At 73.0% G+C, this 23,697-nt stretch carries 22 protein-coding genes; 13 read left to right on the forward strand and 9 right to left on the reverse strand.

The window, feature by feature from the left end:
• Nucleotide 1: 1 nt before the first annotated feature.
• Entirely contained in the window at nucleotides 2-769 is a 768-nt protein-coding gene (locus HHX41_RS32785) for a DUF4239 domain-containing protein (RefSeq protein WP_182909044.1), read from the reverse strand.
• A 140-nt stretch (nucleotides 770-909) separates the two neighbouring features.
• Between HHX41_RS32785 and HHX41_RS32790 the strand changes: the two genes are divergently transcribed.
• The 5 genes from HHX41_RS32790 (at nucleotide 910) to HHX41_RS32810 (ending at nucleotide 6,973) form a co-directional block, all read left to right on the forward strand.
• On the forward strand, nucleotides 910-1,572 hold the full coding sequence (locus HHX41_RS32790) for an SDR family oxidoreductase (RefSeq protein WP_182909045.1): 663 nt from the start codon (nucleotides 910-912) through the stop codon (nucleotides 1,570-1,572).
• A 222-nt stretch (nucleotides 1,573-1,794) separates the two neighbouring features.
• A complete protein-coding gene (locus tag HHX41_RS32795; protein ID WP_182909046.1) occupies nucleotides 1,795-4,530 on the forward strand; it encodes a M14 family metallopeptidase in 2,736 nt (911 codons plus the stop codon).
• Between the two features lie 300 nt (nucleotides 4,531-4,830).
• On the forward strand, nucleotides 4,831-5,175 hold the full coding sequence (locus HHX41_RS32800; RefSeq protein ID WP_169986759.1) for an SPW repeat protein: 345 nt from the start codon (nucleotides 4,831-4,833) through the stop codon (nucleotides 5,173-5,175).
• A 267-nt stretch (nucleotides 5,176-5,442) separates the two neighbouring features.
• Complete coding sequence (locus HHX41_RS32805) at nucleotides 5,443-5,799, forward strand: bifunctional 3-phenylpropionate/cinnamic acid dioxygenase ferredoxin subunit (RefSeq protein ID WP_169986757.1); 357 nt, start codon at nucleotides 5,443-5,445, stop codon at nucleotides 5,797-5,799.
• Between the two features lie 7 nt (nucleotides 5,800-5,806).
• On the forward strand, nucleotides 5,807-6,973 hold the full coding sequence (locus HHX41_RS32810; protein WP_182909047.1) for an NAD(P)/FAD-dependent oxidoreductase: 1,167 nt from the start codon (nucleotides 5,807-5,809) through the stop codon (nucleotides 6,971-6,973).
• 6 nt (nucleotides 6,974-6,979) lie between these two features.
• On the opposite strand, the gene HHX41_RS32815 is transcribed toward HHX41_RS32810, so the two are convergent.
• A complete protein-coding gene (locus HHX41_RS32815; protein ID WP_182909048.1) occupies nucleotides 6,980-7,822 on the reverse strand; it encodes an IclR family transcriptional regulator in 843 nt (280 codons plus the stop codon).
• A gap of 29 nt (nucleotides 7,823-7,851) precedes the next feature.
• Between HHX41_RS32815 and betA the strand changes: the two genes are divergently transcribed.
• Entirely contained in the window at nucleotides 7,852-9,486 is a 1,635-nt protein-coding gene (betA, locus tag HHX41_RS32820; protein ID WP_182909049.1) for a choline dehydrogenase, read from the forward strand.
• A gap of 1 nt (nucleotide 9,487) precedes the next feature.
• A complete protein-coding gene (locus HHX41_RS32825; protein WP_182909050.1) occupies nucleotides 9,488-10,945 on the forward strand; it encodes an aldehyde dehydrogenase family protein in 1,458 nt (485 codons plus the stop codon).
• 1 nt (nucleotide 10,946) lies between these two features.
• Here the strand turns inward: HHX41_RS32825 and HHX41_RS32830 are convergent, their stop codons facing one another.
• Nucleotides 10,947-11,747 (reverse strand): alpha/beta fold hydrolase, encoded by an 801-nt coding sequence (locus HHX41_RS32830; protein ID WP_220504630.1) that lies wholly within the window; start codon nucleotides 11,745-11,747, stop codon nucleotides 10,947-10,949.
• A 10-nt stretch (nucleotides 11,748-11,757) separates the two neighbouring features.
• Between HHX41_RS32830 and HHX41_RS32835 the strand changes: the two genes are divergently transcribed.
• From HHX41_RS32835 to HHX41_RS32855, 5 genes are all read left to right on the forward strand, one after another.
• Nucleotides 11,758-12,219, forward strand: coding sequence for a MarR family transcriptional regulator (locus HHX41_RS32835; RefSeq protein WP_182909052.1), 462 nt, complete (start codon nucleotides 11,758-11,760; stop codon nucleotides 12,217-12,219).
• 27 nt (nucleotides 12,220-12,246) lie between these two features.
• Nucleotides 12,247-12,957, forward strand: coding sequence for a Mut7-C RNAse domain-containing protein (locus tag HHX41_RS32840; RefSeq protein ID WP_169986841.1), 711 nt, complete (start codon nucleotides 12,247-12,249; stop codon nucleotides 12,955-12,957).
• Between the two features lie 73 nt (nucleotides 12,958-13,030).
• Nucleotides 13,031-13,996 carry a pirin family protein gene (locus HHX41_RS32845; RefSeq protein ID WP_182909053.1) on the forward strand — a complete coding sequence of 322 codons (966 nt, stop codon included), beginning with the start codon at nucleotides 13,031-13,033 and terminating at the stop codon, nucleotides 13,994-13,996.
• A gap of 40 nt (nucleotides 13,997-14,036) precedes the next feature.
• Entirely contained in the window at nucleotides 14,037-14,963 is a 927-nt protein-coding gene (locus HHX41_RS32850) for a MerR family transcriptional regulator (RefSeq protein WP_182909054.1), read from the forward strand.
• 176 nt (nucleotides 14,964-15,139) lie between these two features.
• Complete coding sequence (locus HHX41_RS32855; protein WP_182909055.1) at nucleotides 15,140-15,760, forward strand: DUF6461 domain-containing protein; 621 nt, start codon at nucleotides 15,140-15,142, stop codon at nucleotides 15,758-15,760.
• Nucleotides 15,761-15,871: 111 nt separating this feature from the next.
• Here HHX41_RS32855 and HHX41_RS32860 read toward each other — a convergent pair whose 3' ends face one another.
• Nucleotides 15,872-16,474 carry a carboxymuconolactone decarboxylase family protein gene (locus HHX41_RS32860; RefSeq protein WP_182909056.1) on the reverse strand — a complete coding sequence of 201 codons (603 nt, stop codon included), beginning with the start codon at nucleotides 16,472-16,474 and terminating at the stop codon, nucleotides 15,872-15,874.
• A gap of 134 nt (nucleotides 16,475-16,608) precedes the next feature.
• Between HHX41_RS32860 and HHX41_RS32865 the strand changes: the two genes are divergently transcribed.
• Nucleotides 16,609-19,116, forward strand: coding sequence for a LuxR C-terminal-related transcriptional regulator (locus HHX41_RS32865; RefSeq protein ID WP_182909057.1), 2,508 nt, complete (start codon nucleotides 16,609-16,611; stop codon nucleotides 19,114-19,116).
• Nucleotides 19,117-19,155: 39 nt separating this feature from the next.
• On the opposite strand, the gene HHX41_RS32870 is transcribed toward HHX41_RS32865, so the two are convergent.
• Genes HHX41_RS32870 through HHX41_RS32890 form a run of 5 tightly spaced genes read right to left on the reverse strand, consistent with a single transcriptional unit; the run spans nucleotide 19,156 to nucleotide 23,696 of the window.
• Nucleotides 19,156-20,100 carry a UDP-glucuronic acid decarboxylase family protein gene (locus HHX41_RS32870; RefSeq protein WP_310742292.1) on the reverse strand — a complete coding sequence of 315 codons (945 nt, stop codon included), beginning with the start codon at nucleotides 20,098-20,100 and terminating at the stop codon, nucleotides 19,156-19,158.
• A 14-nt stretch (nucleotides 20,101-20,114) separates the two neighbouring features.
• Nucleotides 20,115-21,062 (reverse strand): glycosyltransferase family 9 protein, encoded by a 948-nt coding sequence (locus HHX41_RS32875; RefSeq protein ID WP_182909058.1) that lies wholly within the window; start codon nucleotides 21,060-21,062, stop codon nucleotides 20,115-20,117.
• Nucleotides 21,053-21,733, reverse strand: coding sequence for an SDR family oxidoreductase (locus HHX41_RS32880; RefSeq protein WP_182909059.1), 681 nt, complete (start codon nucleotides 21,731-21,733; stop codon nucleotides 21,053-21,055). Before HHX41_RS32880 ends, HHX41_RS32875 begins: the two co-directional genes overlap by 10 nt.
• Before the next feature lie 32 nt (nucleotides 21,734-21,765).
• A complete protein-coding gene (rfaE2, locus tag HHX41_RS32885) occupies nucleotides 21,766-23,148 on the reverse strand; it encodes a D-glycero-beta-D-manno-heptose 1-phosphate adenylyltransferase (RefSeq protein ID WP_182909060.1) in 1,383 nt (460 codons plus the stop codon).
• Nucleotides 23,145-23,696, reverse strand: a complete 552-nt coding sequence (locus HHX41_RS32890; protein WP_182909061.1) for an SIS domain-containing protein — start codon at nucleotides 23,694-23,696, stop codon at nucleotides 23,145-23,147. The genes rfaE2 and HHX41_RS32890 overlap by 4 nt, the downstream gene beginning before the upstream one ends.
• Between the last annotated feature and the right edge of the window lies 1 nt (nucleotide 23,697).

Below are 23,697 nucleotides of genomic sequence, written 5' to 3' on the forward strand. Positions count from 1 at the left end.
GTCAGCGGCCCTCGGGGATCCGCTGAAACTCGTGCAGGGCGCTCACGAACGCGTCGGGCTTGACCGCCAGGCCACCGCTGAACGGGTGGGAGATGTTCCAGGCGAGGTAGACGCCGACGCCGAGCAGGACCGCCATCGCCGTCACCGGCACGAGCGTGAGCCCCCGGGGCCGGGCCCCGGCCAGGAACGGGAAGACGATGACGAGGACGCCAGTGAGGACCGTCAGGAGAAGGACGCCGGGCGGCGGCTCGGTGCCGGCGTCGGCGGCGCGCTGCCGGCGGGCGGCGAACATGTCCGTCATCCGCTCCAGCACGGCGTCCCTGGCGTCGCGCGCCTCGTCGGTCGTGACCGGCAGTTCGGTCACGCGGGCGCGCAGCGCCTCCAGGCGCGCCGTCCCCTCGGTGCCGAGGCGTCCGGCCGCCATCTGCGGCCACTCGTCCTCGACGACGTACCGCGCGTACTCCCGCAGTCCCTCCCGCACCTGGGCGGCGTCGGGGGCGGGTAACGGCGCGGCGGCCCAGTAGGCCTCCACGAGCGCCTGGGTCTCCGAGTAGGTGTTCTGCCGCGCCGAGTCGGCCGAGGTCCACGGGACGACGATCGCGATGGCGAACACGAGCAGGAACAGCGAGGAGAGCATCGACCCGGCGTGCCCGGCGGACGTGCCGCCGGGATCGCGGTCGTCGGTGCCCCGGCCCAGCGCCCGGAACAGAAGGGCCGCCACGGCCACCAGTCCGACGGCCGCCGTGACGGTCAGTACGCCTATGAGCATGGCATCTCCACAGACACTTTGCTGATTACATGTAGTGAGATGACTATCACAACAAGTAACCACTGACCAGTGAAAGCGACGGCGCGGCCTGCCCCGGTCGCCGGGGCGGGCCGTGGCAGGATCGGCGCGGAGGTGATCGCATGCGCGTGGTGATCGCGGGCGGGCACGGGAAGATCGCTCTTCGGCTGGCCCGCCTGCTCGGCGGGCGGGGTGACGCGCCGGTGGGGCTGATCCGCGATCCGGACCAGGTCGCGGACGTCGAAGCGGCCGGCGCCGAGGCGGTGGTGTGCGACCTGGAGCGGGCCACGCCCGAGGATGTGGCTGAGACGCTGCTCGGCGCGGGCGCGGTGGTCTTCGCCGCCGGGGCGGGACCCGGCAGCGGCGCGGCACGCAAGTTCACCGTGGACCAGGGCGCCTCGGTGCTGCTCGCCGAAGCGGCGGAACGAGCCGGGGTGTCCCGCTTCATCCAGATCTCGACCATGGGCGCGGGAGCGCCGCCCGCCCCGGGACGCGACGAGGTCTGGGCGGCCTACATCACGGCGAAGACCGCGGCGGAGGAGGATCTGCGCGCACGGCCGCTCGACTGGACGATCCTGCGGCCGGGGCGGCTCACCGACGGGCCGGGGACGGGCCTGGTCACGCTGGCCGACCCGCCGCTGCCTCCCGGCGAGGTGCCGCGTGACGACGTCGCCGCCGTGATCGCCGCGCTGCTCGACGCACCGCGGACACGGCACCGCGTCCTCGAACTCATCGGCGGAGGCGTGCCCGTCGCCGAGGCCGTACGCCTCGCGCTGATGCGGTGACGCATGGAGCGTTCCAGGCCGTTACTCATGCCGTCCCATAAGGCAAGAGGCACTAAATACCCAATCGAGCACTAACTCATCTCATTACGGAAAAATCCCAAATTTGGGGTGTTCATGCACCTTGACGCCGTTTGCGCGGTGGCAAAGACTTCCCTCGACCTCGCGTGATCACTCCGGGCTGACCCCCCTCTCCCCGGAAGGCACGCCAGACGGAGGAACTCGATGAGTAGCTCTCCCCGGAGGGCGCGTCGCTACGTCGCCGCGCTCGCACTCCCCCTGGCGATCACCCTGAACGCCCTCCCGGCGCTCGCCGATCCCTCTCCCGATCCGGTCCCGCCCGACCGCGCGTCCAGCACCGCGCAGAACGGCGTCGCGCTGATGCGCGTCGTCGTCGCCGACCAGTCGGGCGTGGACAGGCTGATCGCCCTGGGCGTCGACCTGGCCGAATACAGCAAGCCCGTCGACGGCGGCATCGAGGTGCACGCCGTGCTCAGTCCCGACGAGGCGCGCAGCCTGCGCGACCGGGGCTTCGACGTCCGCGACGCCATCTCCGACCAGAGCGACTACGCCGCGAACCTGGCCGAACGCCGGCAGGCCCTCGCCACCGCGTCGGCCGACGCGGCGGCGACCGACACGCTGACCCCGCTGCGCGCCGAGTGGTTCACCAGCCTCGACAACCAGCGTTTCCTGTCGGTGGAGGTGAAGACGAGCGCGACCGACGCCCAGACCGTGCTCACCGCCACCTGGGACAGCGGCCCCGGCACGGCCCCCGACTCCGGCGGCTCGACGACGATGTCCCGCTTCACCGACGCGGGGCAGTACATGTACCACCGGTACAACTCGCCGCTGCCGATCACGGAGGCCCCCACCCAGGTCACGATCACCAGCAACCGGGGCGGCTCGATCACCGTGCCGGTGACCAAGTGGCTGGGCGAGCCGCGCAAGGCGCCGGGCAAGCACTACGTGCAGGACTTCATCGACCACTACATGGACCCCACCGAGGTCACCGGCCGGATGGTGTGGCTGTCCAAGCAGTTCCCGAAGATCTCGGAGATCGTCGACCTCCCGTACAAGACGAACGGCTACCGCCGCCAGGCGCAGGCGCAGTTCGGCACGGGCTCGGGGAACGCGCTGGCGAGCACGTTCTACGTGACGTCCAAGGCGTACGGCAGCGAGGGCGGCAACGACGTCAGCGTCGCACTGGTGAGCCCCGGGACCGCCTCGGCCCCGCTTTCCGTCGCCGTTAACGGCAAGGACGTCGTGGTTAACCTGGCCACGGACGCCTCCGGCGCGGTCACCAGCACGGCCGCTCAGGTCGTGGACGCCGTCAACGGCAACGCGGCGGCGTCGGCGCTGCTGACCGCCAGCCTCTACCGGACCGGCAACGGCTCCGGTGTGGTGGCCGCGGCTCCGGCGACGAAGCTGACCGACAACCTGAAGGCTCCGGCGAGCGTCTCACGTCAGCCGTTCCAGATGAAGGCGCTGCGCATCGGCAAGAGCCGGGACGGCTCGAAGACCGGGGTGTTCCTCTACTGCCAGGAGCACGCCCGCGAGTGGGTGACCCCGCTCACCTGTGTGGAGACCGCCGAGCGGCTGCTGCGCAACTACGCGCTCGACGCGGACACCAAGAAACTGGTGAACAACCTCGACATCTTCATCGTGCCGACGATCAATCCCGACGGCGCCCACTACTCGATGTACGACTACAACATGCAGCGCAGGAACATGGTCAACCACTGCGCCGCCGACGGATCGGACCCGGGGCGGCGCAACTCCTGGGGCGTCGACCTCAACCGCAACTTCTCGGTGGGCAGCGTCTACGACGGATACAACGGCGGCTCGACCACCTGCACCAGCGACACCTACGCCGGGCCCGCGGAGCTGTCGGAGCCGGAGACGCGCAACGAGGTGTGGCTCACGGAGAAGTTCCCGAACATCAAGTTCGCGATGAACACCCACTCCTACGGCGGCTACTTCATGTGGCCTCCGGGAGCGTACAAGACCGCCGGGCGGGAGGCGCTGCCGCGCCCGGACCTGGGCACGGAGGAGTACTTCTGGAACGCCTCCAACCACATCCTGTCCGCCGTCCAGGGCTGGCGCGGCACGGCCATCTGGCCGGGGCGCACCGGCCCGGTGATCGACGTGCTCTACTCGGCGGCCGGCAACAGCGCCGACGAGTTCTGGTACAACAAGGGCATCATCGGCTGGGACTTCGAGGTCGGCGCCGACGTCTACGACCCGGCGACCAAGAGGTACACCGCGGTCGGCTTCCAGCCTCCGTTCGAGGAGGGCCACGAGGAGGCGATGGAGTTCTCCAACGGCCAGATCGGCATCCTCGAGGTCGCCCAGACGTACCAGAAGGACAAGCAGAAGCCCGAGTCGAAGCTCGTGGTGACCGACAGGGCCGACGGCTCGGCGACGTTCACCTTCACGGTGGACGAGCCGGCGAACGTCTACTACACCCTCGACGGCAGCCGGCCGACACTGAGCTCGCCCAAGCTGACCTCTTCGGGCATGCGTGAGGGCGCCGCGAAGATCTCGATCGACAAGACCACCGAGGTGCACTGGTTCGCCATGGACCTCGCGGGCAACGTCGAGAAGAACTACAAGCCGGACGGCAACGGCAAGAACTACAACACGGAGACCGTCACGGTCGACAAGGCTCCGGTGGTCGCGCTGACCGTGACCGCCTCGTCCCGCTGCATCGGCACCTCGGCGTACGTCGCGGTGACGGCCGTCAACGGCTCAGACGCATTGGCGACGGTGACGCTGACCACTCCGTACGGTGCCAAGACGGTGGCCGACGTGGCTCCGGGCAACCAGGCCTACCAGTCCTTCAACACCCGGGCCGGGCAGATCGACGCGGGCACGGTGACCGTCACCGGCACCGCGACGATCGACGGCAAGCAGGTCACCACGTCCTACGACGCGGCCTACACCGCGCTCAGCTGCCGCTGAGCCGCTGATTCCGCGGTGATCCCGGTCCCCACGACGAGGACCGCCGCGACAGCACGACCCGGGGCCGGCCGGCCGATGAGCCGGCCGGCCCCGCCCCCATTCATGGAGGCGCCGTCCTTCACGACCGTCTTGGTCGCATTCACCGCCCCGTCCGGCGCCGACGGTTCGGCGCCGAACCCGCCCGGTTCAGGACGAGGTGACACAGGGTTAGGTAATCCTGACGTAGCGGATTGTTGACCGGGCGGTCAATCAGGCACACCGTCGGGTGATAGGTCACCTCTCCCCCGTACGGAGGCACGGATGGATCTCACGAGATCGTTGTCCGACATCGTCGCCCTCGTCGCCGGGCTGGTCGCGGTACTCGCGCCGTTCTTCTGGGCCGACGCCCAGGCCGCCGCGCAACCGCTGCTCATCCTCGGCGCCCTGCTCGTCGTCTCCGCCCTGTGGTCCGTCCTGGGCGCGGGCGGCGCCAGTTCCTGGGTGACCGCCGCGTTCGGCGCCCTGCTGGTCGTCTCCCCCTGGGCGTTCGGCTTCGACGGCGACGCCACCTCGGCGTGGACCGCCTGGATCACCGGCGCCGTCACCGTCGTCGTCGGCCTGCTCACCGTCCTGCAGGTGCGCGGCCGCACGACCGTCACCACCTGACCCACCGATCCCGCCCCCGGCCGGACCCCGGTCCGGCCCGATGCCCCGCTCTCCTCGTACGGCCCCGTCGCCCGTCGCCCTTCCCGCGACCGGCGGCGGGGCCGTACGTCTTCGCGCAGGTCCTCACCTGGTAAGGAACAGCCGGGAGCCAGAGTCCCGCTTATCACCCATCAAGGGATATGTCGCCCCTTGACTTTGGCGCGATCTCCACTCAATCTGTTGCGCATAGCGCTTCCTGTTCCACTTTACGAAACTGGGACCTCCGCAATGATTCCTGCGTGCCCCCTCGCCGCCCTGCCCCGGGGCGAGGCCCTTCGAATCGAGACAGATCCCCCGATCGCCGTCTTCCACACCGAGGACGGTGAACTGTACGCGGTGGACGACACCTGTACGCACCAGGACGCCTCGCTCGCGGACGGGTGGCTGGAAGGGTGCGAGGTGGAGTGCCCCCTGCACGCGTCGCGCTTCGACCTGCGCACGGGCCGGGTGGACGCTCCTCCCGCGAAGCTGCCGGTGCGCACCCACCAGGTGGTGGTGCGGGACGAGACCGTCTACGTCGTGCCGTCGGACCTGCCGCCCAACCTCCCGCCCGGCGTCCGTACCGGGTCGGCCGCAGACGCGTGAGGGTGCCGTGAATTCCGTCGCTATCGTCGGCGCGTCGCTCGCGGGGCTGTCGGCGGCCCGCGCGCTGCGCGCGCAGGGCTTCGGCGGGCGCCTGACGATCGTCGGGGCCGAACCCCACCGCCCCTACGACCGGCCCCCGCTGTCCAAGGAGTTCCTCGCGGGCCAGATGACGACGGCGGACCTCGCTCTGGAAGGCGACGGCGAGGACCTCGACGCCGAATGGCGCCTGGGCGTCGCCGCCACCGGACTGCGGCAGGGCGAGCCGCTGCGGATCACGCTCGCCGACGGATCCGCCGTCGAGGCCGACGGCGTGGTGATCGCCACCGGCGCGGTCGCCCGCACCCTCGGAGGCGACCTCGCCGGAGTGCACACGCTGCGCACGGTCGAGGACGCGGCGGCCCTGCGGGCCGACCTCGACGGCGCGCGGCGGCTCGTGGTGATCGGGGCGGGCTTCATCGGCGCCGAGGTCGCCTGCGTCGCCCGCACCCTTGGGCTCGACGTGACGATCGTCGAGGCGGCGCCCGCGCCGTTCGCCCGCGCGCTCGGGCCCGAGATGGGCGCCGCGCTCGCCGGGCTGCACGAGGACCACGGAGTGCGTCTGATCTGCGGCGCCGCCGTACGGGCCCTGAGCGGCCAGGGCCGCGTCGACGGCGTGCTGCTGGAGGACGGCCGCCGCCTGGACGCCGACGTCGTGCTCGCCGGGATCGGCGCGCGGCCGGCGGTGGAGTGGCTCGACGGCAGCGGGGTGAAGGTCGGCGACGGCGTCGTCTGCGACGCGGGCGGCGCGACGAGCGTGCCGGGAGTCGTCGCGGTCGGCGACTGCGCCGCCTGGTTCGACCCCGCCCTCGGCGCCCACCTGCGCGTGGAGCACTGGACCGGCGCGGCGCGGCGTCCCGCGACGGCCGCCGCGACGCTGCTGTCCGGCGGCGCCGCCGTGCCCGACGCCCTCGCGCCGCCCTACCTGTGGTCCGACCAGTACGGCCTGCGCGTGCAGTTCGCCGGGCACACGCTGCCGGGAGACGAGGTGAGCGTGGAGGAGGGCGACCTCGCGTCCCGCCGGTTCCTGGCCGTCTACCGGCGGGAGGGCCGCACGGTCGCGGTGCTCGGCGTCGACCAGCCCCGCTCGTTCACCCGGTGGCGCCGCCGCGTGAACGAGCCCGCCGTGGCGCGGTGAGCGCCGTCACCCCGCGTGGCCGAGACGGTGGCTGATGTCGTCGGCGCCCGCCACGAGCACGGGCGCGAGCTCCCGCATGCGCTCCTCGCTGAACCGGTAGGCCGGGCCGGAGGCGCTGACCGCGGCCACCACCTCGCCCTCGTGGGAGCGGATGGGCGCGGCGATGGCGTTCAGCCCGATCTCGTACTCCTCCACGGTGACCGCGTAGCCCCGCCGCACCGCCTCGTCGAGCTGCCGCCGCAACTCGGCGGCGTCGGTCACCGTGGCGGGCGTGAAGCGCTCCAGCCCGGCGGCGGCGATGAGCCGCTCGCGGTGCCGCTCGTCGAGGTGGGCGAGCAGGATCTTGCCGCTCGACGTGGCGTGCAGGGGGGTGGGCTGGCCGACCCAGTTGTGCGCGGTCACGGCCGCCGGCCCGCGCACCTGGTCGAGGTTGATCGCGTAGTGGGACCGCGCGACGGCGATGTTGACGGTCTCGCCGATCTCCTCGGCGAGCCGCCGGCACACCGGCCGGCTCTGCTGGACGAGATCGAGCCGGGCGGCCACCCCGGCGGCGAGACGGACGACGCCGAAGCCGAGGCGATACTTGCCGCGGTCCTCCGCCTGCTCCGCCAAGCCGCGCGCCTCCAGGGCGCCGAGCAGCCGGAACGCGGTGGACTTGTGGACGCCGATCTCCGCGGCGACCTCGCTCACGCCGGCCTCGCCGCGCTGGGAGAGGATCTCCAGGATCGTCACGGCACGGTCCACCGACTGGACGCCGCCGCTCCCCTCGGACCGCGCGGCGGCCTCGTCGGTCCCCGCGGGCTCGGGGTCCGACCCATGACGTTGCGAATGCTGCACTCTATTGCGCATATCAATATCATCCTGCCCGGGAGGCGGACATGTATGACTTTGTCATCGTCGGTGGTGGATCAGCGGGAAGCGCGCTCGCGAACCGGCTGTCGGCCGACCCCTCCAACCGCGTCCTCGTACTGGAGGCGGGCCGTCCCGACTACCTGTGGGACGTGTTCATCCACATGCCCGCCGCGCTGATGTTCCCCATCGGCAGCCGGTTCTACGACTGGAAGTACGAGTCCGAGCCCGAGCCGCACATGAACGGCCGGCGGATCTACCACGCCCGGGGGAAGGTGCTCGGCGGGTCGAGCAGCATCAACGGCATGATCTTCCAGCGCGGCAACCCGCTGGACTACGAGCGCTGGGGCGCCGACCCGGGCATGGAGACCTGGGACTTCGCGCACTGCCTGCCGTACTTCAAGCGGATGGAGAACTGCCTGGCGGCCGACGACGCCGACCCCATGCGCGGCCACGACGGGCCGCTGGTGCTGGAGCGCGGGCCGGCCAGGAACCCGCTGTTCAAGGCGTTCTTCGAGGCCGTGCAGCAGGCGGGCTACCCGCTGACCGACGACGTGAACGGCTACCGCCAGGAGGGGTTCGCGCCGTTCGACCGCAACGTGCGGCGCGGGCGCCGCCTGTCGGCCGCCCGGGCCTACCTCCACCCGGTGATGAAGCGGCCGAACCTCACGGTGAAGACCGGGGCGTTCGTCACGAAGATCCTGTTCGAGGGGAAGCGCGCGGTCGGCGTCGAGTTCGACGGCAAGCGGGTGCGAGCCGGGGAGGTCATCCTCTGCGGCGGCGCGATCAACTCCCCACAGCTCCTGCAGCTGTCCGGCGTGGGCGACGCCGACCATCTGAAGGCGCACGGCGTCGACGTGGTCCACGACCTGCCCGGCGTCGGCCAGAACCTCCAGGACCACCTGGAGGTCTACATCCAGTACGCCTGCAAGCAGCCGGTCTCGATGCAGCCCGCGATGAAGTGGATCAACCGTCCGATGGTCGGCGCGCAGTGGCTGTTCCTGCGCAAGGGCCCCGGCGCGACCAACCACTTCGAGGCCGGCGGCTTCGTCCGCGGCAACGAGGACGTCGACTACCCGAACCTGATGTTCCACTTCCTGCCCGTCGCCGTGCGCTACGACGGCAGCTCGCCCGCCGGAGGCCACGGCTACCAGGTGCACATCGGGCCGATGTACTCCGACGCCCGCGGCTCGGTGAAGATCAAGAGCGCCGACCCCCGGGTCAAGCCGGCGCTGCGGTTCAACTACCTGTCCACCGAGCAGGACCGCCGCGAGTGGGTCGAGGCCGTACGGGTGGCCCGCGACATCCTCAACCAGTCCGCACTGGACGGGTTCAACGGCGGCGAGCTGTCCCCCGGCCGGGAGGTCGAGACGGACGAGCAGATCCTCGACTGGGTGGCCAGGGACGGCGAGACCGCCCTGCACCCCTCCTGCACGGCCAAGATGGGCGTGGACGAGATGTCCGTGGTCGACCCGCTGACCATGGGGGTGCACGGCCTGGAGGGCCTGCGCGTCGTCGACGCCTCGGTCATGCCGTACGTCACCAACGGCAACATCTACGCGCCGGTGATGATGGTCGCGGAGAAGGCCGCCGACCTGATCCTCGGGAACACTCCCCTGGCCCCCGAGCCGGTGGAGTTCTACCGGCACCGTAAGGACGCGTGAGATGAAGGACCTGTACATCGGCGGGCAGTGGCGCGACGCCGCCGAGGGCGGCCGACGGGAGATCCGCTGCCCGGCCGACGAGGAGCACGTGGCCACCGTGGCGGAGGCCGGCCGCGCCGACACGGAGGCGGCGATCGCGGCGGCCCGGCGGGCCTTCGACGAGGGCCCGTGGCCGCGCACGCCCGAGCGCGAGCGCGGCGCGCTGCTGCTGCGGGTGGCCGGTCTGCTGGAGCGGGACAAGGCCGAGATCGCACGGGCCGAGTCGCTGGACACCGGCAAACGCCTCGTGGAGAGCGAGTACGACGTCGACGACGTGATCGCGTGCTTCCGCTACTTCGGCGGGATCGCGGGCACCGACGCCGGTCGGGTGGTCGACACCGGCCGCGCCGACGCGGTCAGCCGGGTGGTCTACGAACCGGTCGGCGTGTGCGGGCTCATCACGCCGTGGAACTACCCGTTGTTGCAGACCTCGTGGAAGGTGGCCCCCGCGCTGGCGGCCGGGAACACCTTCGTGCTCAAGCCGAGCGAGCTGACCCCGTCCACGGCGATCCTGCTCATGCGGCTGCTGGAGGAGGCGGGGCTGCCGCCGGGCGTCGGCAACCTGGTGCTCGGGGCCGGCGCGGAGGCGGGCGCGCCGCTCGCCGAGCACCCGGACGTCGACATGGTGTCGTTCACCGGCGGGCTGACGACCGGGCGGTGGATCATGGCGACGGCCGCGCGGACGGTCAAGCGCGTCGCTCTGGAGCTGGGCGGCAAGAACCCCAACATCGTGTTCGCCGACGCCGACTTCGACACCGCGGTCGACTTCGCGCTGACGGCAGTCTTCCTGCACTCGGGCCAGGTCTGCTCGGCCGGCGCCCGGCTGCTGGTGGAGGACTCCGTCCACGACGCGTTCGTGGACGAGGTCGTACGGCGGGCCGAGCGCATCAGGCTGGGCGGGCCGTTCGACCCCGAAGCCGAGGCCGGGCCGCTCGTCTCCGCCCGGCACCTGGCCAAGGTGGAGGCGTACGTCGAGGCGGGCGTCGCCGAGGGAGCCAAGCTGCGCTGCGGCGGCCGGCGGGTGGAGGGGAAGGGCTACTTCTACCGGCCGACCGTGCTGGACGAGTGCCACCGCGGCATGCGGGTGGTCCGCGAGGAGTCGTTCGGCCCGGTGCTGACGGTGGAGCGGTTCTCCGGTGAGGACGAGGCCGTCGCGCTGGGCAACGACACCGACTACGGCCTCGCCGGGGCGGTGTGGACGGCGGACGCGGGCAGGGCGCAGCGGGTGGCCGCCCGGCTGCGGCACGGCACGGTGTGGATCAACGACTACCACCCCTACCTGCCGCAGGCGGAGTGGGGCGGGTTCAAGCAGTCCGGCGTCGGGCGGGAGCTCGGCCCGACCGGCCTGAACGAGTACCGCGAGATCAAGCACATCTGGCAGAACACCGACCCCCGTCCCCAGCACTGGTTCCGCCCCTGAATCAGTCGTCCCGCCCGTGCGCGGCGAGGAACTCCGCGATGCGCGCGTCCATCTCGGGCGGCGCCGCGAGGGGCAGGGTGTGGTGTGTGGCCCCGGGCAGCAGGGCCGTCTCCAGCCGGGGCAGCAGGGCCGCGGCGGAGGCGGCCACCCGGCCGGCGTCGTGCGACCGGCTGCGCTCGGCCGGCAGGAGCAGCACCGGGAGCCGCAGCGCCCGCAGCGCCTCCGGGGCGGGACGCGGCCCGGTCAGGGGGCGGGCGGCGGGGAAATCGGCGGCGTGGTCGTAGAGGCGGAGCCACGTCTCGTCCAGGGCCGCGCCCCGGGTCTCCCATTCGAGGAACGCGCGGCGTCGCCGTACGGTCGGGCGAAGCAGCATCGGCAGGGCCCGCAGCAGGTAGCGAAGGGAGAAGCCGGTGAAGCAGTTGGTGGGGTCGACCAGCACCAGCGCCCGCACCCGGCCGGGGGCGTGCGCCGCGTAGTGCAGTGCGCTCCACGCTCCGTAGGAATGGCCGCACAGAGACACTGCCGGGGACACCGCCGAGGCGCCGAGCCCGTCGAGCACGGCGTCGAGCCAGGCCGTCATGTCGTCGACCGTACGGATCGCGCGCTCGCCCGCGACGCTGCGGCCCGCCTCGCCGACGGTGTCGACCGCATGCACCCGGTATGCACCGCCGAGCGCCGTCGCCGTGGCGAACCAGACGGTCGAGGTGGTCCCGCCGCCGTGCAGGAGGACCACCGGCGGCGCGTCCGCGGGCCCGACGGAGTTGACGTGGGTCGTGCCGTAGGGCGTGCGGATCGCGGCCATAGGAGGTTCCATGGTGACGCGTGGGCACGAGGGCCCGGAGATGGAGATCTTCCATCTGCTCCGGGCGGTCGCGGTGGAGTACGGCCTGCGCCAGGCCGACTTCGCGGCCGAACACGGCATGCACGTCACCGACGTGCGGGCGCTCATCCGCCTGCTGGACGCGGAGCGGGCCGGGACCGGCGCCACCGCCGGTTTCCTCGGCGCGGGCCTGGGCCTGAACTCGGCCGGCACCACCGCCGTGATCGACCGCCTCGAACGGCTCGGCCTGGTCAGGCGGATCCGCGACGTCAGGGACCGGCGCCGGGTCCTGCTGAAGGTCGAGGAGCGCGCCAAGGAACTGGGGTGGAGCCACTTCGGCCCGCTCATCGACGGGGCGGTCGCGGTCCTGTCCGGTTTCGACGAACGGCAGACGGCCGCCGTGCGGCTCTTCCTCCGGACGACGCTGGACGCGTTGACGGCGCAGGGCCGATGAGCCGATGCGGGGGGCATGCTGGAGGGCATGCAGGTGCCCGCGCGCTTCTCGCCCGAGCTGTGGATCTTCCTCGCGCCGCGCAACCGGCGGCCCGAGGTGCTCCTGCCGTACGACGGGACGTCCTCGCTCGGCCACCTGATCGAGTCCGCCGGCGTTCCGCTGACCGAGATCGGCGAACCGGCCGCGGGGGGCCGGCCGGTCGGCCCGTCGTACCGGCCGGGCCCGGACGAGACGGTGGAGGTGCCGGCCGTGCGCAGGCCGCAGGCCGTGCCGGACTGCCGGTTCGTCCTCGACGTCCACCTCGGCACGCTGGCACGGCGGCTTCGCCTGGTCGGCCTGGACACGGCGTACCGCAACGACATGGACGACGACGCCCTCATCGAGCAGGCCGGCGCCGAGGGCCGGGTGCTGCTCACCCAGGACCGGGGCATCCTGCGGCGGCGGTCGCTGCGGTGCGGCGCGTACGTGCGAGGGGCCCGGCCGGACGACCAGTTGTTCGACGTGCTCGACCGCTTCCGGCCGCCGCTGGCCCCGTGGACCCGCTGCACGGCCTGCAACGGGCGGCTCGCGCCGGTCGTCAAGGCCGAGGTGGAGGCCTCGCTGGAGCCCGGCACGCGGCGCAGCTACGACGAGTTCGCCCGCTGCCTCGCCTGCGGCCGGATCTACTGGCGCGGCGCCCACAGCGGCAGCCTGGCGGCCGTCGTCGACCGTGCCCTCCACGCCGTCTCGGGAGTCTGAGGCGAGCCGGGAATGTCCGGCGGCCGCGGGTGGTTCCAGAGCACAGCAGTTGAAATTTCAATTAGGAGGGGTCATGCCCGCCGTCACCGCCGACACCCTGACGCTGCCACGCGTCGCCATACCGGACCCGGCCGCCGCCGGACCGCGCCCCGTCCGGTCGGTCACGACCGCCCCCAGCGGCTTCGAGGGCGAGGGCTTCCCCGTACGGCGCGCCTTCGCCGGAGTGCCGCAGTCCCTGCTGGACCCGTTCATCCACATGGACCAGATGGGCGAGGTCGAATACGCCCCGGGCGAGCCGAAGGGCACCCCGTGGCACCCGCACCGCGGCTTCGAGACCGTCACCTACATCATCGACGGCGTCTTCGAGCACCAGGACTCCAACGGGGGCGGCGGCACCATCACCAACGGCGACACCCAGTGGATGACCGCCGGGTCCGGCCTGCTGCACATCGAGAAGCCCCCGGAGCATCTGGTGGTCTCGGGCGGGCTCTTCCACGGCATCCAGCTGTGGGTCAACCTTCCTCGCGCGCACAAGTTCCACCTGCCGCGCTACCAGGACATCCGAGGGCGGGAGGCGGCGCTGCTCGCCTCGGCCGACGGCGGCGCGCTGCTGCGGGTTATCGCCGGGGAACTGGACGGGCACGCCGGCCCGGGCGTCACGTTCACCCCGATCACGATGGTGCACGCCACCGTCAGCCCGGGCGCCCGGCTGGACCTGCCGTGGAACCCGAACTTCAACGCCCTCGCCTACGTGCTGGCCGGTCAGGGCACCGTGGGCGCCGACCGGCGGCCGGTGCGCAAGGGGCAGCTCGCCCTCTTCGGCCCCGGCGGGTCGCTGACCCTCGCGGCGGACACCGCCCAGCCCCAGGCCGAGCCCGACCTGGAGGTGCTGCTGCTCGGCGGACAGCCGATCCGCGAGCCGGTCGTGCACTACGGTCCGTTCGTGATGAACACCCGCGCCGAGATCATCCAGGCCATGGAGGACTACCAGGCGGGGCGCCTCGGCGTCATCCCCGCCGAGCGGGTCCCCCACACCTGAGGCTTGAGTCTCCCGTAGGAGGAGACGCGAAGGTGGGGGCATGGACGGCGGCACGCTCTACTCGATCGGGGAACTGGCCCGGCGGACCGGACTGACGGTCAAGGCCGTGCGGTTCTACTCCGACTGCGGGATCGTGCCGCCCACCGGCCGCAGCCCGGCCGGCTATCGCCTCTACGACATCGGCGCCCTCGCCCGCCTCGACCTCGTACGCACGCTGCGCGACCTGGGCCTCGGCCTGCCCACGATCCGGAAGGTCGTGGACGGGGAGCTCTCCCTGGCCCAGGTCGCGGCGGCGCACGCCGAGGCGCTTGCGGTGCAGATCCGGGTGCTGCGCCTGCGGCGCGCGGTGGCGACGGCGGTGGCACGGCGCGGCTCCACCCCCGAGGAGATGGATCTCATGCACAGACTGGCCAGGCTTTCCGAGAACGAGCGACGCCGACTGACCCGCGACTTCCTCGACTCCGTCTTCGGCGGGCTGGACGCCGACCTGGCGGGAATCAGGCGCACGATGACCCCCGAACTGCCGGACGACCCGGAGGACGAGCAGATCGAGGCCTGGATCGAGCTGGCCGAGCTGGTCCGCGACCCGGAGTTCTGTGCGCTCATGCGGCGCCTCGCGGAGCAGCACCTGGCCGACCACGCCCACGCGGACGGCCCGCGCCCGGACGCCGTCGCGATCGTCCGCGACCAGGTCGCCCCCGCACTGGCCGCGGGCCTCGGCAGCGCCTCACCGCAGGCCGACGCGATCATCGCCACCGTCACCGCGCGGTACGCCGCCCTCGTCGGCCGGCCGGACGACACCGCCCTTCGACGCCGGCTGCTCGCCTTGGTGGACACCGCCCGCGACCCGCGCCGCCATGCGTACCTCCGGCTGCTCGCCGTGGTCAACGGCTGGCCGCCCCCCGGCGATCCGGCCCCCGCCCTCACCTGGTTCGCCGACGCCCTGCGCACACGGACACCCGGCTGACGCGGTACGGCTGAGCAGCGACGGCCGAGCCGCGGGGACAGCTCATGATGCCGCCGGTCTGCGGACTGGGACGATACGGAGCCCACTGAGGTGGATGATGTGGCTCCGCCCGCGCGCCCCGGTTCCTTCTGCAAAGATCACTCCGACATGTCCCCATGTGCTCCGGAGTGCCCGCCGTGACCGATGGCCGCTCAGCCCCCACCGAGGTGTTCGCCCACTACCGGGAACTGCTGCGTGAAGAGCCTTGGCTGGAGACGGCCATCTGCTGGACGGTCGTCGTCCCGCACGACCACCGGCCGTTCTCCGTCGCCGACATCGGGGCCCGGGTGAGCGGCGGAAGCCCGCACGACGTGCACGAGGCCGCCCCGCTGGAGGCGCTCCCCTACTACGACGGGGTCCACCCGATGTCGGCGGCGCCCGCGGGCCCGGCTGTGACGCTGTTCGAGAACAACGGCTTCCTGGGCAGCCTGCCCGAGGTCCTGCGCCGGCTCAGTCGTGACGGCCGGGTGTGCGGCGTCTACTGGAACGTGGAGGGGAACAACCGGCTCAGTTACGCGGCCGACGGACGGGTGCTGGTCTCCCTCGACGCGATGTTCAGCGAGGAATGGGACGACGACGACTTCGCGGTCCTGGAGCCGGAGCTGCGCGCCATGACCGAAATGCTGACCGAGGACGAGGGCGACTGGCAGGCCGCCGCGATGACCGTGGTCGAGTCGGTGACCGGGGTGCGGCTCACCGCCGAGTGGCTCGCCGGGTCGCATCCCTACCTCACCTTCCAGTGGCCCGTGGCGACGTAGCCGCCCTCACCCGAGGAACTCGCCGAATACCGGAACGACCCGGAGGTGAAGCCGAGGGCCGAGGTGCGGGCGGACGACATGTCGTTCGAGCGGAACCCGGCGTCCGCGCGGCTACGCCTCGTCCTCGGCGTCGATCGGGCGGCCGAACGTGACCGCGTCGCGTACGGCAGCGGGCACGGTGGAGCGAAGAGGCGCGTCGGGGCGCAGCCCGAGCGCGTCGTTGACCGTCGAGAACGCCATGCGAAGAGCCACGAACGCGGTGATCGTGAAGATCTGCGGATCGCTGAATCCCGCGTCGCGCAACTCCTGCACGTCCGCCGCGGTGGTGCCGTTGGGGTCGCGGGCCACCTTGCGGGCCCACGCGGCCATGGCCCGCTCGCTGCCGCTCAGGCCGTCGTCGACGCCCTTCAGCACGCCGGCGGCGGTCTCCGCGTCGCTCGCCTGGGCCAGCCTGGTGCCCCACATGAGCGAGCAGTAGGAGTCGCCGAACGCCGACGCGCACGCGGTGACGAGGACGGAACGCTGACGCAGGCTGAGGTGATCCCCGGCGTTCACCTGCCGCAGCAGATCGAACAGCCCGGTCATCGTCGCCGGCTGATAGGCCCACAGGCGTGAGGTGCTCATCACGTAACCCACCTCGGCGATGTCCTCGTCGAAGATCTGCCGGGCCTCGTCGCTGACGTCGGGGACACCGAGAAAACCGATCCTGTCCATGGTCTCTTCTCCACCGCTCGCTGGGCATTCCCGCGCCACCAGCGTCGCCGCTCGCCGCCGCCGGCGCATCCGTGTTTCGCACGGATCCTCGTACGGACGCGGTCTCCGTACCGATGGGGAAGGACAATGCACCCATGAGGCACCATGAGGCCGGCCTGCCCGATCGGCTGGCTCGCGCCGGCGTCACCCGGCGCGAGGCCGAGGTTCTCTGGGCGGTCGCCGAGCGGCTGCGCAACCGCGAGATCGCCGAGCGGCTCCACGTCTCGGTCCGCACGGTGGAGAGCCACATCGCCGCCCTGCTGCGTAAGCTCGGCGCCCCGGACCGGGCGGCACTGGCCGGGACGGCCGTACGGCTGAGACGTGCCGGCTCCGCTCTTCCCTCGCCCCTGACCAGCCTCGTCGGCCGGGACCGCGAGACGAGCGAACTCGTCGCGCTGCTCGGCTCCCACCGCCTGGTCACGCTCGTCGGCCCGGGCGGCGTGGGCAAGACCCGCCTCGCGCTGCGGGTGGCCGCGGCCCTCGCCGGCCGGTTCCCCGGCGGCGTCCGGCTCGCCGATCTCGCTCCGGTGGAGCCGGAGTCGGTCGGCGGCACCTTCGCGCGGGCGCTGGGCGTGGTGCCGGAGCCGGACTGGCCGTTACGCGACATCCTGCGGGAGGTCGCCGCGGAAACGGGCTGCCTGCTGCTCGCGGACAACTGTGAGCACGTCGTCGCGGAGGCCGCCGAGACCGTGGCCGGCCTGCTCGGCGCCGGCGGGCCGCTGCGGGTGCTCGCCACCAGCCGCGAACCGCTCGGCATCCCCGGCGAGGTCGCCTACCAGGTGCGGACGCTGGACCTCCCCGCCCCGCACGCGCCCGAGCGCGCCGAAAGCATCGCGGCCTACGACGCCGTACGCCTGTTCGTCGACCGGGCGACGGCCGCGTCGCCCGGCTTCACCCTCGACGACGCCGTCGCCCCGGCCGTCGCGGCGCTGTGCCGGCGCCTCGACGGGCTGCCGCTGGCCATCGAACTGGCGGCGTCCCGGCTGCGCGCCTTCGGGCCGGTCGAGCTCGTGGAGCACCTCGACCGGCGCTTCGAGCTGCTGTCCGCCGGAGCCCGTACCGCCCCGCCTCGGCACCGTGCCCTGCGCAGCACCATCGACTGGAGCTACCGGCTGCTGGACGACGACGAGCGAGCCATGTTCGAGCGGCTCGGCGTGTTCCCCGCCGACTTCGACCTGACGGCCATCGCGTCGACGTGCGCGGATCTCGGTGACGACGCCGTGATGACGCTGCTGCCCAGGCTGGTGGACAAGTCGCTCGTCTCCCCTCTCGGGCACGGCACCCGGCGCTACCGGCTGCTCGAGACGATCCGGGCCTACGCCGCCCTGCGGCTGGCGGGCTCCGGCGGCGAGGCGGCCGCCAGGCGCCGCCACGCCGCCCACTACCTCGCCCTCGCCGAAGAGGCGGCCGAGCGGCTCCGCACCTCCGGCCAGCGCGACTGGCTCGACCGCTTGACGGCGGAGCAGCCGAATCTGCGTGCCGCGCTGGCCCACAGCACCGGCACCGGCGACGTCGAGTCCGCCTGGCGAATGATCGCGGCGCTGCAGCGGTTCTGGGATGTCACCGGGCGGCGCCGCGAAGCGCACCAGTGGATCCGGCGGGCGCTGGCCGTAGCCGACCCGCCCGCGACGCCCGCCGTCGTCGCCGGGCTCACCGAGGCCAGCGCGATCCTGGATTCCCGGGACTCCCGGGCCGCGTTCGACCTGGCCGGGAAGGCGGCGAGACTGGCGGCCGGCCTCGACGGTCTCACCCGCGCCAGGGCGGCGCGCGCGGTCGGGATGACCGCGACCTGGGTCCGGCCGGAGCTGGCCGCCCCGGCGCTGGAGGAGGCGCTGGCCGGGTTCGGCGACGAGCACCCGTGGGACAGCGCGCTGACGATGCAGGGGCTCACGACCGGCGCCGGCGACCTGTCCCGGGCGCTTCGGTGGGGACGGGACGGCGTCGCGTTGTTCCGCGCGGCCGGCGATCACATGTACGCGGCCAACACCCTGTTCATCATGGCGCAACGGTCGATGTTCGCCGGTGTCGCCGACGACGAGGTGCACGGGTGGCTCACCGAGAGCCGCGCCCTGGCCGAGGCCGCCGGCAGCGAGGCGGACCTGGCGCACGCGACGGTCGGCTTCGGGCAGCTGGCGTGGCTGCGCGGCGACCACGAGCACGCCGCCGAGCTCATGAGCGAGTGCCTGCCCACCCTGCGCCGGCTCGGCGACCGCCGCTGCACCGGCCGGGCGCTGTACATCCTCGGTGAGCGGGCGTACGAGAGGCAGGAGCCGGCCCGCGCCGAGGAGCTGTTGCGCGCCGGTGTCGAGGCCGTCGCGCTCGCGGGTCAGTCGTCCGTGCTCGTGTCGGCGCTGGAAGCCCTGGCGGCCGTGTACGCCGCGCGGCACCGCCCTCGAAGCGCGGCCGTGCTTCTCGGCACCGCGTACGGCGTGCGCGAGGCGGCCGGGGCACACATGCGGCCCGTCCGGCCGCCCGGCCGGGAGCTGCGCGACGCCCTCGTACGGGCCCTGGGCGCCGAGTCCTTCGACAGCGCCCACGGCCAGGGCGAGCGACTGACGCCCGCCGAGGCGCTGCGGCTCGTACCATCCGGCGAACCCGGCTGAACCAAGCCGTGGGCGGGCCCGATCAAGGGACGGCGGACGTCAGGAGGCGGCCGGACAGGACGAGTTCAGCTCCTTCTCGAACCAGTCGATGGTGCGGCGCAGGCCGGTGACGGGATCGACGCGCGGACGCCAGCCGAGCCGCTCCTCGGCGAGCGAGGTGTCGGGACGGCGGACGGCGGGGTCGTCGACGGGCCGTTCGACGAACCGGATCGGGGAGGGCGAGCCCGCCAGGTCGCGGATCGTCTCCGCCAGCTCGGCCATCGACATCTCGGCCGGGTTGCCGATGTTCACCGGCCCGGCGAAGTCGCTCTCGGCGAGCGCGAGCACGCCGTCGATCGTGTCGTCCACGTAGCAGATCGACCGCGTCTGGCTGCCGTCGCCGGTCACGGTGATCGGCTCGCCGAGCAGCGCCTGACGGATGAACGTCGGGATCGCCCGGCCGTCGTGGGGCCGCATCCGCGGGCCGTACGTGTTGAAGATCCGTACGATCGCGGTGTCGGTCCCCCGCGAGTCGCGGTAGGCCGTGGTCAGCGACTCGGCGAAGCGCTTGGCCTCGTCGTACACGCTGCGCGGGCCGACCGGGTTGACGTTGCCCCAGTACGTCTCCTTCTGCGGGTGCTCCAGCGGGTCCCCGTACACCTCACTGGTGGAGGCGAGGACGAGCCGCGCGCCCTTCTCCGCGGCGAGCCCGAGGGTGTGCAGCGTGCCCATGCTGCCGACCTTCAGCGTCTCGATCGGATGGCGCAGGTAATCGGCGGGCGACGCGGCCGAGGCGAAGTGGAGCACCAGGTCGACCTGGCCCGGCACGTGGACGAACCCGGTGAGGTCGCACTCCACGAGCCGGAACGCCGGCCGCCCGATCAGGTGCTCCACGTTGCGCGGCGACCCGGTGAGGAAGTTGTCCAGGCAGACGACCGCCGCACCGCGTTCCACCAACCGTTCGCACAGGTAGGAGCCGAGGAACCCGGCTCCCCCTGTGACCACGACACGAGACCCCTTCACCGCACTCCCACCCCCCGCAATCTCCTGACCGCGTCGAGCACCTCGGGCACGCCGATTTCGAGCAGGCCCTCCGACGGCCGGTCGCCGTGCGGGTCGCCCCTGCGCCCGGCCCACAGCGCGATGTGCGGGCCTCCCGGCGGCGGCCCCCACAGCGCGGGCGGCACCGGGCCGTACAGGATGACCGAGGGCGTGCCCGCGGCGACGGCCAGGTGCGACATGCCCGTGTCGCCGCAGACGACCAGCGCGGCGTGCGCGGTCAGCGCGGCCAGCTCGGCCAGGTTCGTACGGCCCGCCAGCACGGACTCCTCCGGCAGGCCGGCGAGCTGGGCGACGTGCCGGGCGAGCGCGATCTCGGTCACGCCGCCGGTGACGACGACCCGGTGCCCCTGACCGGCCAGTTCGGCCGCCACCTGGGCGAAGCGGTCCGGCGGCCACTGTCTGGCCCGGAACGCCGCCCCCGGGTGGATGATCACCTCGCCTCCGGCGAGCGGGCTCGGTCCCGGGTCGCCCAGCGCGAGGTCCAGGGGGTCGGCCGGGATGCCGTGCCGCTCCAGCAGCGAGCACCACCGCTGCCTCTCGTGCGTCTCCGGCTCCCAGGGCGGCCCGTCCGAGCCCGGCACCAGGCGGTGGGTGTGCGTGAGCAGGCGGCCCGGCCGGGTGCGGCGCAGCGCCTGGATGCTCTCCGGGCCGCTGCCGTGCAGGTTGACCGCGACGTCGGGCGTCTCGTACGGCACCGGCCCCGGGCCGGACACGTCGAGCACCTCGTCGATGCCGCCGATCAGCGGGAGCAGCCCGCCGAGGTAGGCCGGGGCGGCCAGCACGAAGTGGTGCCCGGGATACGCCCGCCGCAGCGCACGGAGCGCGGGCACCGAGGCCAGCAGGTCGCCGAGCCCGAGCCCGCGCAGAGCGAGCAGGACCGGTCCGCCCGCGTCTTCTATGGCCATGACGTCTCCGTCGAGGCGCACACGACCAGCTCCCTGACCTCGCAGCCCTGCGGTTGGCCGAGCGCGAACAGGATCGCGGAGGCGACGTCCTCCGGCTGGTTCAGCCGGGCGTCGGGACCGGGCTTGTACTGCTCGGGACGGTCGTCGAAGAAGTTCGTCCGCATGCCGCCGGGGATCAGCAGGGTCACCCCGACCTGCCCGGCCAGCTCGGCCGCCAGGGCCCGGGTGAAGCCCACGACGCCGAACTTGGAGGCGCAGTAGGCCGTCGCGTCGCTGAGCGCGCGCACCCCGAGCGTGGAGGCGACGGTGACGACCTTGCCGCCGGAGGTGCGCAGGTACGGCAGGGCCGCCCTGACCACCGCCGCGGTCCCGAGCAGGTTGACCGCGATCACCCGTTCCCACTGCTCGGCGGCCACGTCCTCCAGCCGGCCGCAGGCGTCGATGCCCGCCGCCGTCACGACGCCGTCGAGCCCGCCCGCCCGCTCGGCGAGCTCGCGTACGGCCCGCTCGGCCTGTTCCCGGTCGGCCAGGTCGGCGCGTACGTGCTCGAACCCGCCGTCCGGCTCGTCGACGTCGACGACCAGCGGCCGGCCGCCGGCCTTGGCGACCGCCGTCGCGGTGGCCCGGCCCAGGCCGGACGCGCCCCCGGTGATCAGTACGTTTCCCAGCATTGAGGTGAGTCCCTTTCCATGAGCGGCCGCTGTCACGAAGCGGCCTGGGCGGCGGCGATGAGGCCGGTGGTGGAGTAGCCGGGCACGGTCGGCAGGATGACGACCTCCCCGCCGGTCCGGCGCACGGCCTCGGCCTCGGGCATCGACCGCTCGTCGTAGTCGCCGCCCTTCACCCACACGTCCGGGCACAGCCGTTCGATGACCTGCGACGGCGTCTCCTCGTCGAAGACCGTCACGGCGTCCACGCAGCCGAGTGCGCGCAGCACCTCGACCCGGTCGCGCTCGCTCACCAGCGGCCTGCTCGGGCCCTTCAGCCGCCGGATCGAGTCGTCGGAGTTCACGCAGACCACCAGGGCGTCGCCTAACGCACGGGCCCGCCGCAGCAGGCTCACATGCCCGGCGTGCAGCAGGTCGAAACACCCGCCGGTCGCGATCAGGCGGCCCCCGGCGGCGCGTACGGCGGCGGCCACCTCGAAGGCGGACGCGCCGGGCGCGAACGGCACCGGCGACTCGGCGGCCGGGCGCGGCAGGCGCAGCGCGGCGGCGCCGCCCTCCTCCACGAACCTGGTGGCCTCGCCGACCGCGCGGGCGACGGCGTCCTCGGTGGACGCGCCGTCCGCGAGGGCGAGCGCCGCCGCCGCGGCGAAGCGGTCGCCCGCGCCGCAGGCGTCCGTCCCGGCCGCGACGTGCGGCACCGGGACCGGCCCGAACCTGCCGCCGCGGCGGGCCAGCATCGCGCCGCGCTCCCCCAGCGTGATCGCGACGGCCTCGGCGTCGAGGTCGCGCACCAGCCTGCGGGCGGTGCGCTCCGGCGAGACGTACGGCTCGTGGCACATCCCGCGCGCCTCCGCCTCGCTGGGCGTGACCAGCGCGCATCCCGGCACGGGCAGCGACCCGCGCGGATGGGGATCCCACACCAGCGGCACGTCGAGGCCGCGCAGCGGCTCGCGCAGCAGGTCGGCCACGCCGCGCCCGTAGTCGGCGACCAGGACCGCGCTCGCCGAGGCGAGGGCGTCGGCCGCGCGGGCGAACGCGGAGGCGGAGGCCACCTGGCCGGGCCGTCCCATCGCCCGCCCGTCACCGGTGTCGATCCTGACCAGTGTCTGCGCGCGGGCGCGGACCCTCGTCTTGCGCACGGTCGTGCCCCGCAGCGGCAGCCGCACGATCTCGACGGCGGGCGACAGCAGGCCCGCCAGGCACCGGCCGGAGGGGTCGTCGCCCATGGCGGTGATCAGCACGACCCGGGTGCCGTCACGGGCGGCCAGCAGCGCCGCGAGGCCCGCCCCGCCCGGCCGGTGGTGCTCCGCCTGCCCCTCCACGACCGGGACGGGAGCGTCGGGGCACAGCCGGTCGGCCGTCCCCTCGACGTCGACGTCGAGCAGGGAGTCTCCGACGATGACGAGTGGTCCGCTCACACCACTGCCTTTTCGATCACGTCACAGAGCATGTGGATCACCGTGAGGTGCACCTCCTGGATGGTCGCGGTGTCGTCCGCGGGCACGGTCAGGGCCTCGTCGCACAACTCGGCCAGCGGGTTCGGGCCGGGGCCGGTCAGCGCCCAGGTCGTCAGGCCGCACTGGCGCCCGGCCTCGGCCGCGCCGGTCACGTTGCGGCTCGTCCCGCTGGTCGACAGGCACATCAGCACGTCGCCGGGGCGGCCGTGCGCCCGCACCTGCCGCGCGTACAGCTCGGCCATGCCGAAGTCGTTGCCGATGGCGGTCAGCGACGAGGTGTCCGCGTGCAGCGGGATCGCGGCGTACGGCCGGCGGTCGGCGCGGTAGCGTCCGACCAGTTCCGCGGTGAGGTGCTGCGCCTCGGCCGCGGAGCCGCCGTTGCCGCACGCGAGCAGCCGCCCACCGCCGCTGAGCACGGCCGCGAGCTTGAAACCCCAGGCGTAGATCTTGGGTGTTTCCGGGTCCACCGCCGTCAGCGCGGTGCTCAGCCGGGCCAGGTGAGGATGCATC

It is taken from the genome of Microbispora sp. H13382 (assembly GCF_014161445.1).
Lineage (GTDB): Bacteria > Actinomycetota > Actinomycetes > Streptosporangiales > Streptosporangiaceae > Microbispora.

What these genes read in the sequence shown, in the direction of transcription:
- HHX41_RS32785 (WP_182909044.1), bottom strand. Translation starts at nt 769, where the DNA reads ATGCTCATAGGCGTACTGACCGTCACGGCGGCCGTCGGACTGGTGGCC.
- HHX41_RS32790 (WP_182909045.1), top strand. Translation starts at nt 910, where the DNA reads ATGCGCGTGGTGATCGCGGGCGGGCACGGGAAGATCGCTCTTCGGCTG.
- HHX41_RS32795 (WP_182909046.1), top strand. Translation starts at nt 1,795, where the DNA reads ATGAGTAGCTCTCCCCGGAGGGCGCGTCGCTACGTCGCCGCGCTCGCA.
- HHX41_RS32800 (WP_169986759.1), top strand. Translation starts at nt 4,831, where the DNA reads ATGGATCTCACGAGATCGTTGTCCGACATCGTCGCCCTCGTCGCCGGG.
- HHX41_RS32805 (WP_169986757.1), top strand. Translation starts at nt 5,443, where the DNA reads ATGATTCCTGCGTGCCCCCTCGCCGCCCTGCCCCGGGGCGAGGCCCTT.
- HHX41_RS32815 (WP_182909048.1), bottom strand. Translation starts at nt 7,822, where the DNA reads ATGCGCAATAGAGTGCAGCATTCGCAACGTCATGGGTCGGACCCCGAG.
- betA (WP_182909049.1), top strand. Translation starts at nt 7,852, where the DNA reads ATGTATGACTTTGTCATCGTCGGTGGTGGATCAGCGGGAAGCGCGCTC.
- HHX41_RS32825 (WP_182909050.1), top strand. Translation starts at nt 9,488, where the DNA reads ATGAAGGACCTGTACATCGGCGGGCAGTGGCGCGACGCCGCCGAGGGC.
- HHX41_RS32830 (WP_220504630.1), bottom strand. Translation starts at nt 11,747, where the DNA reads ATGGCCGCGATCCGCACGCCCTACGGCACGACCCACGTCAACTCCGTC.
- HHX41_RS32835 (WP_182909052.1), top strand. Translation starts at nt 11,758, where the DNA reads ATGGTGACGCGTGGGCACGAGGGCCCGGAGATGGAGATCTTCCATCTG.
- HHX41_RS32840 (WP_169986841.1), top strand. Translation starts at nt 12,247, where the DNA reads ATGCAGGTGCCCGCGCGCTTCTCGCCCGAGCTGTGGATCTTCCTCGCG.
- HHX41_RS32845 (WP_182909053.1), top strand. Translation starts at nt 13,031, where the DNA reads ATGCCCGCCGTCACCGCCGACACCCTGACGCTGCCACGCGTCGCCATA.
- HHX41_RS32850 (WP_182909054.1), top strand. Translation starts at nt 14,037, where the DNA reads ATGGACGGCGGCACGCTCTACTCGATCGGGGAACTGGCCCGGCGGACC.
- HHX41_RS32860 (WP_182909056.1), bottom strand. Translation starts at nt 16,474, where the DNA reads ATGGACAGGATCGGTTTTCTCGGTGTCCCCGACGTCAGCGACGAGGCC.
- HHX41_RS32865 (WP_182909057.1), top strand. Translation starts at nt 16,609, where the DNA reads ATGAGGCACCATGAGGCCGGCCTGCCCGATCGGCTGGCTCGCGCCGGC.
- HHX41_RS32875 (WP_182909058.1), bottom strand. Translation starts at nt 21,062, where the DNA reads ATGGCCATAGAAGACGCGGGCGGACCGGTCCTGCTCGCTCTGCGCGGG.
- HHX41_RS32880 (WP_182909059.1), bottom strand. Translation starts at nt 21,733, where the DNA reads ATGCTGGGAAACGTACTGATCACCGGGGGCGCGTCCGGCCTGGGCCGG.
- HHX41_RS32890 (WP_182909061.1), bottom strand. Translation starts at nt 23,696, where the DNA reads ATGCATCCTCACCTGGCCCGGCTGAGCACCGCGCTGACGGCGGTGGAC.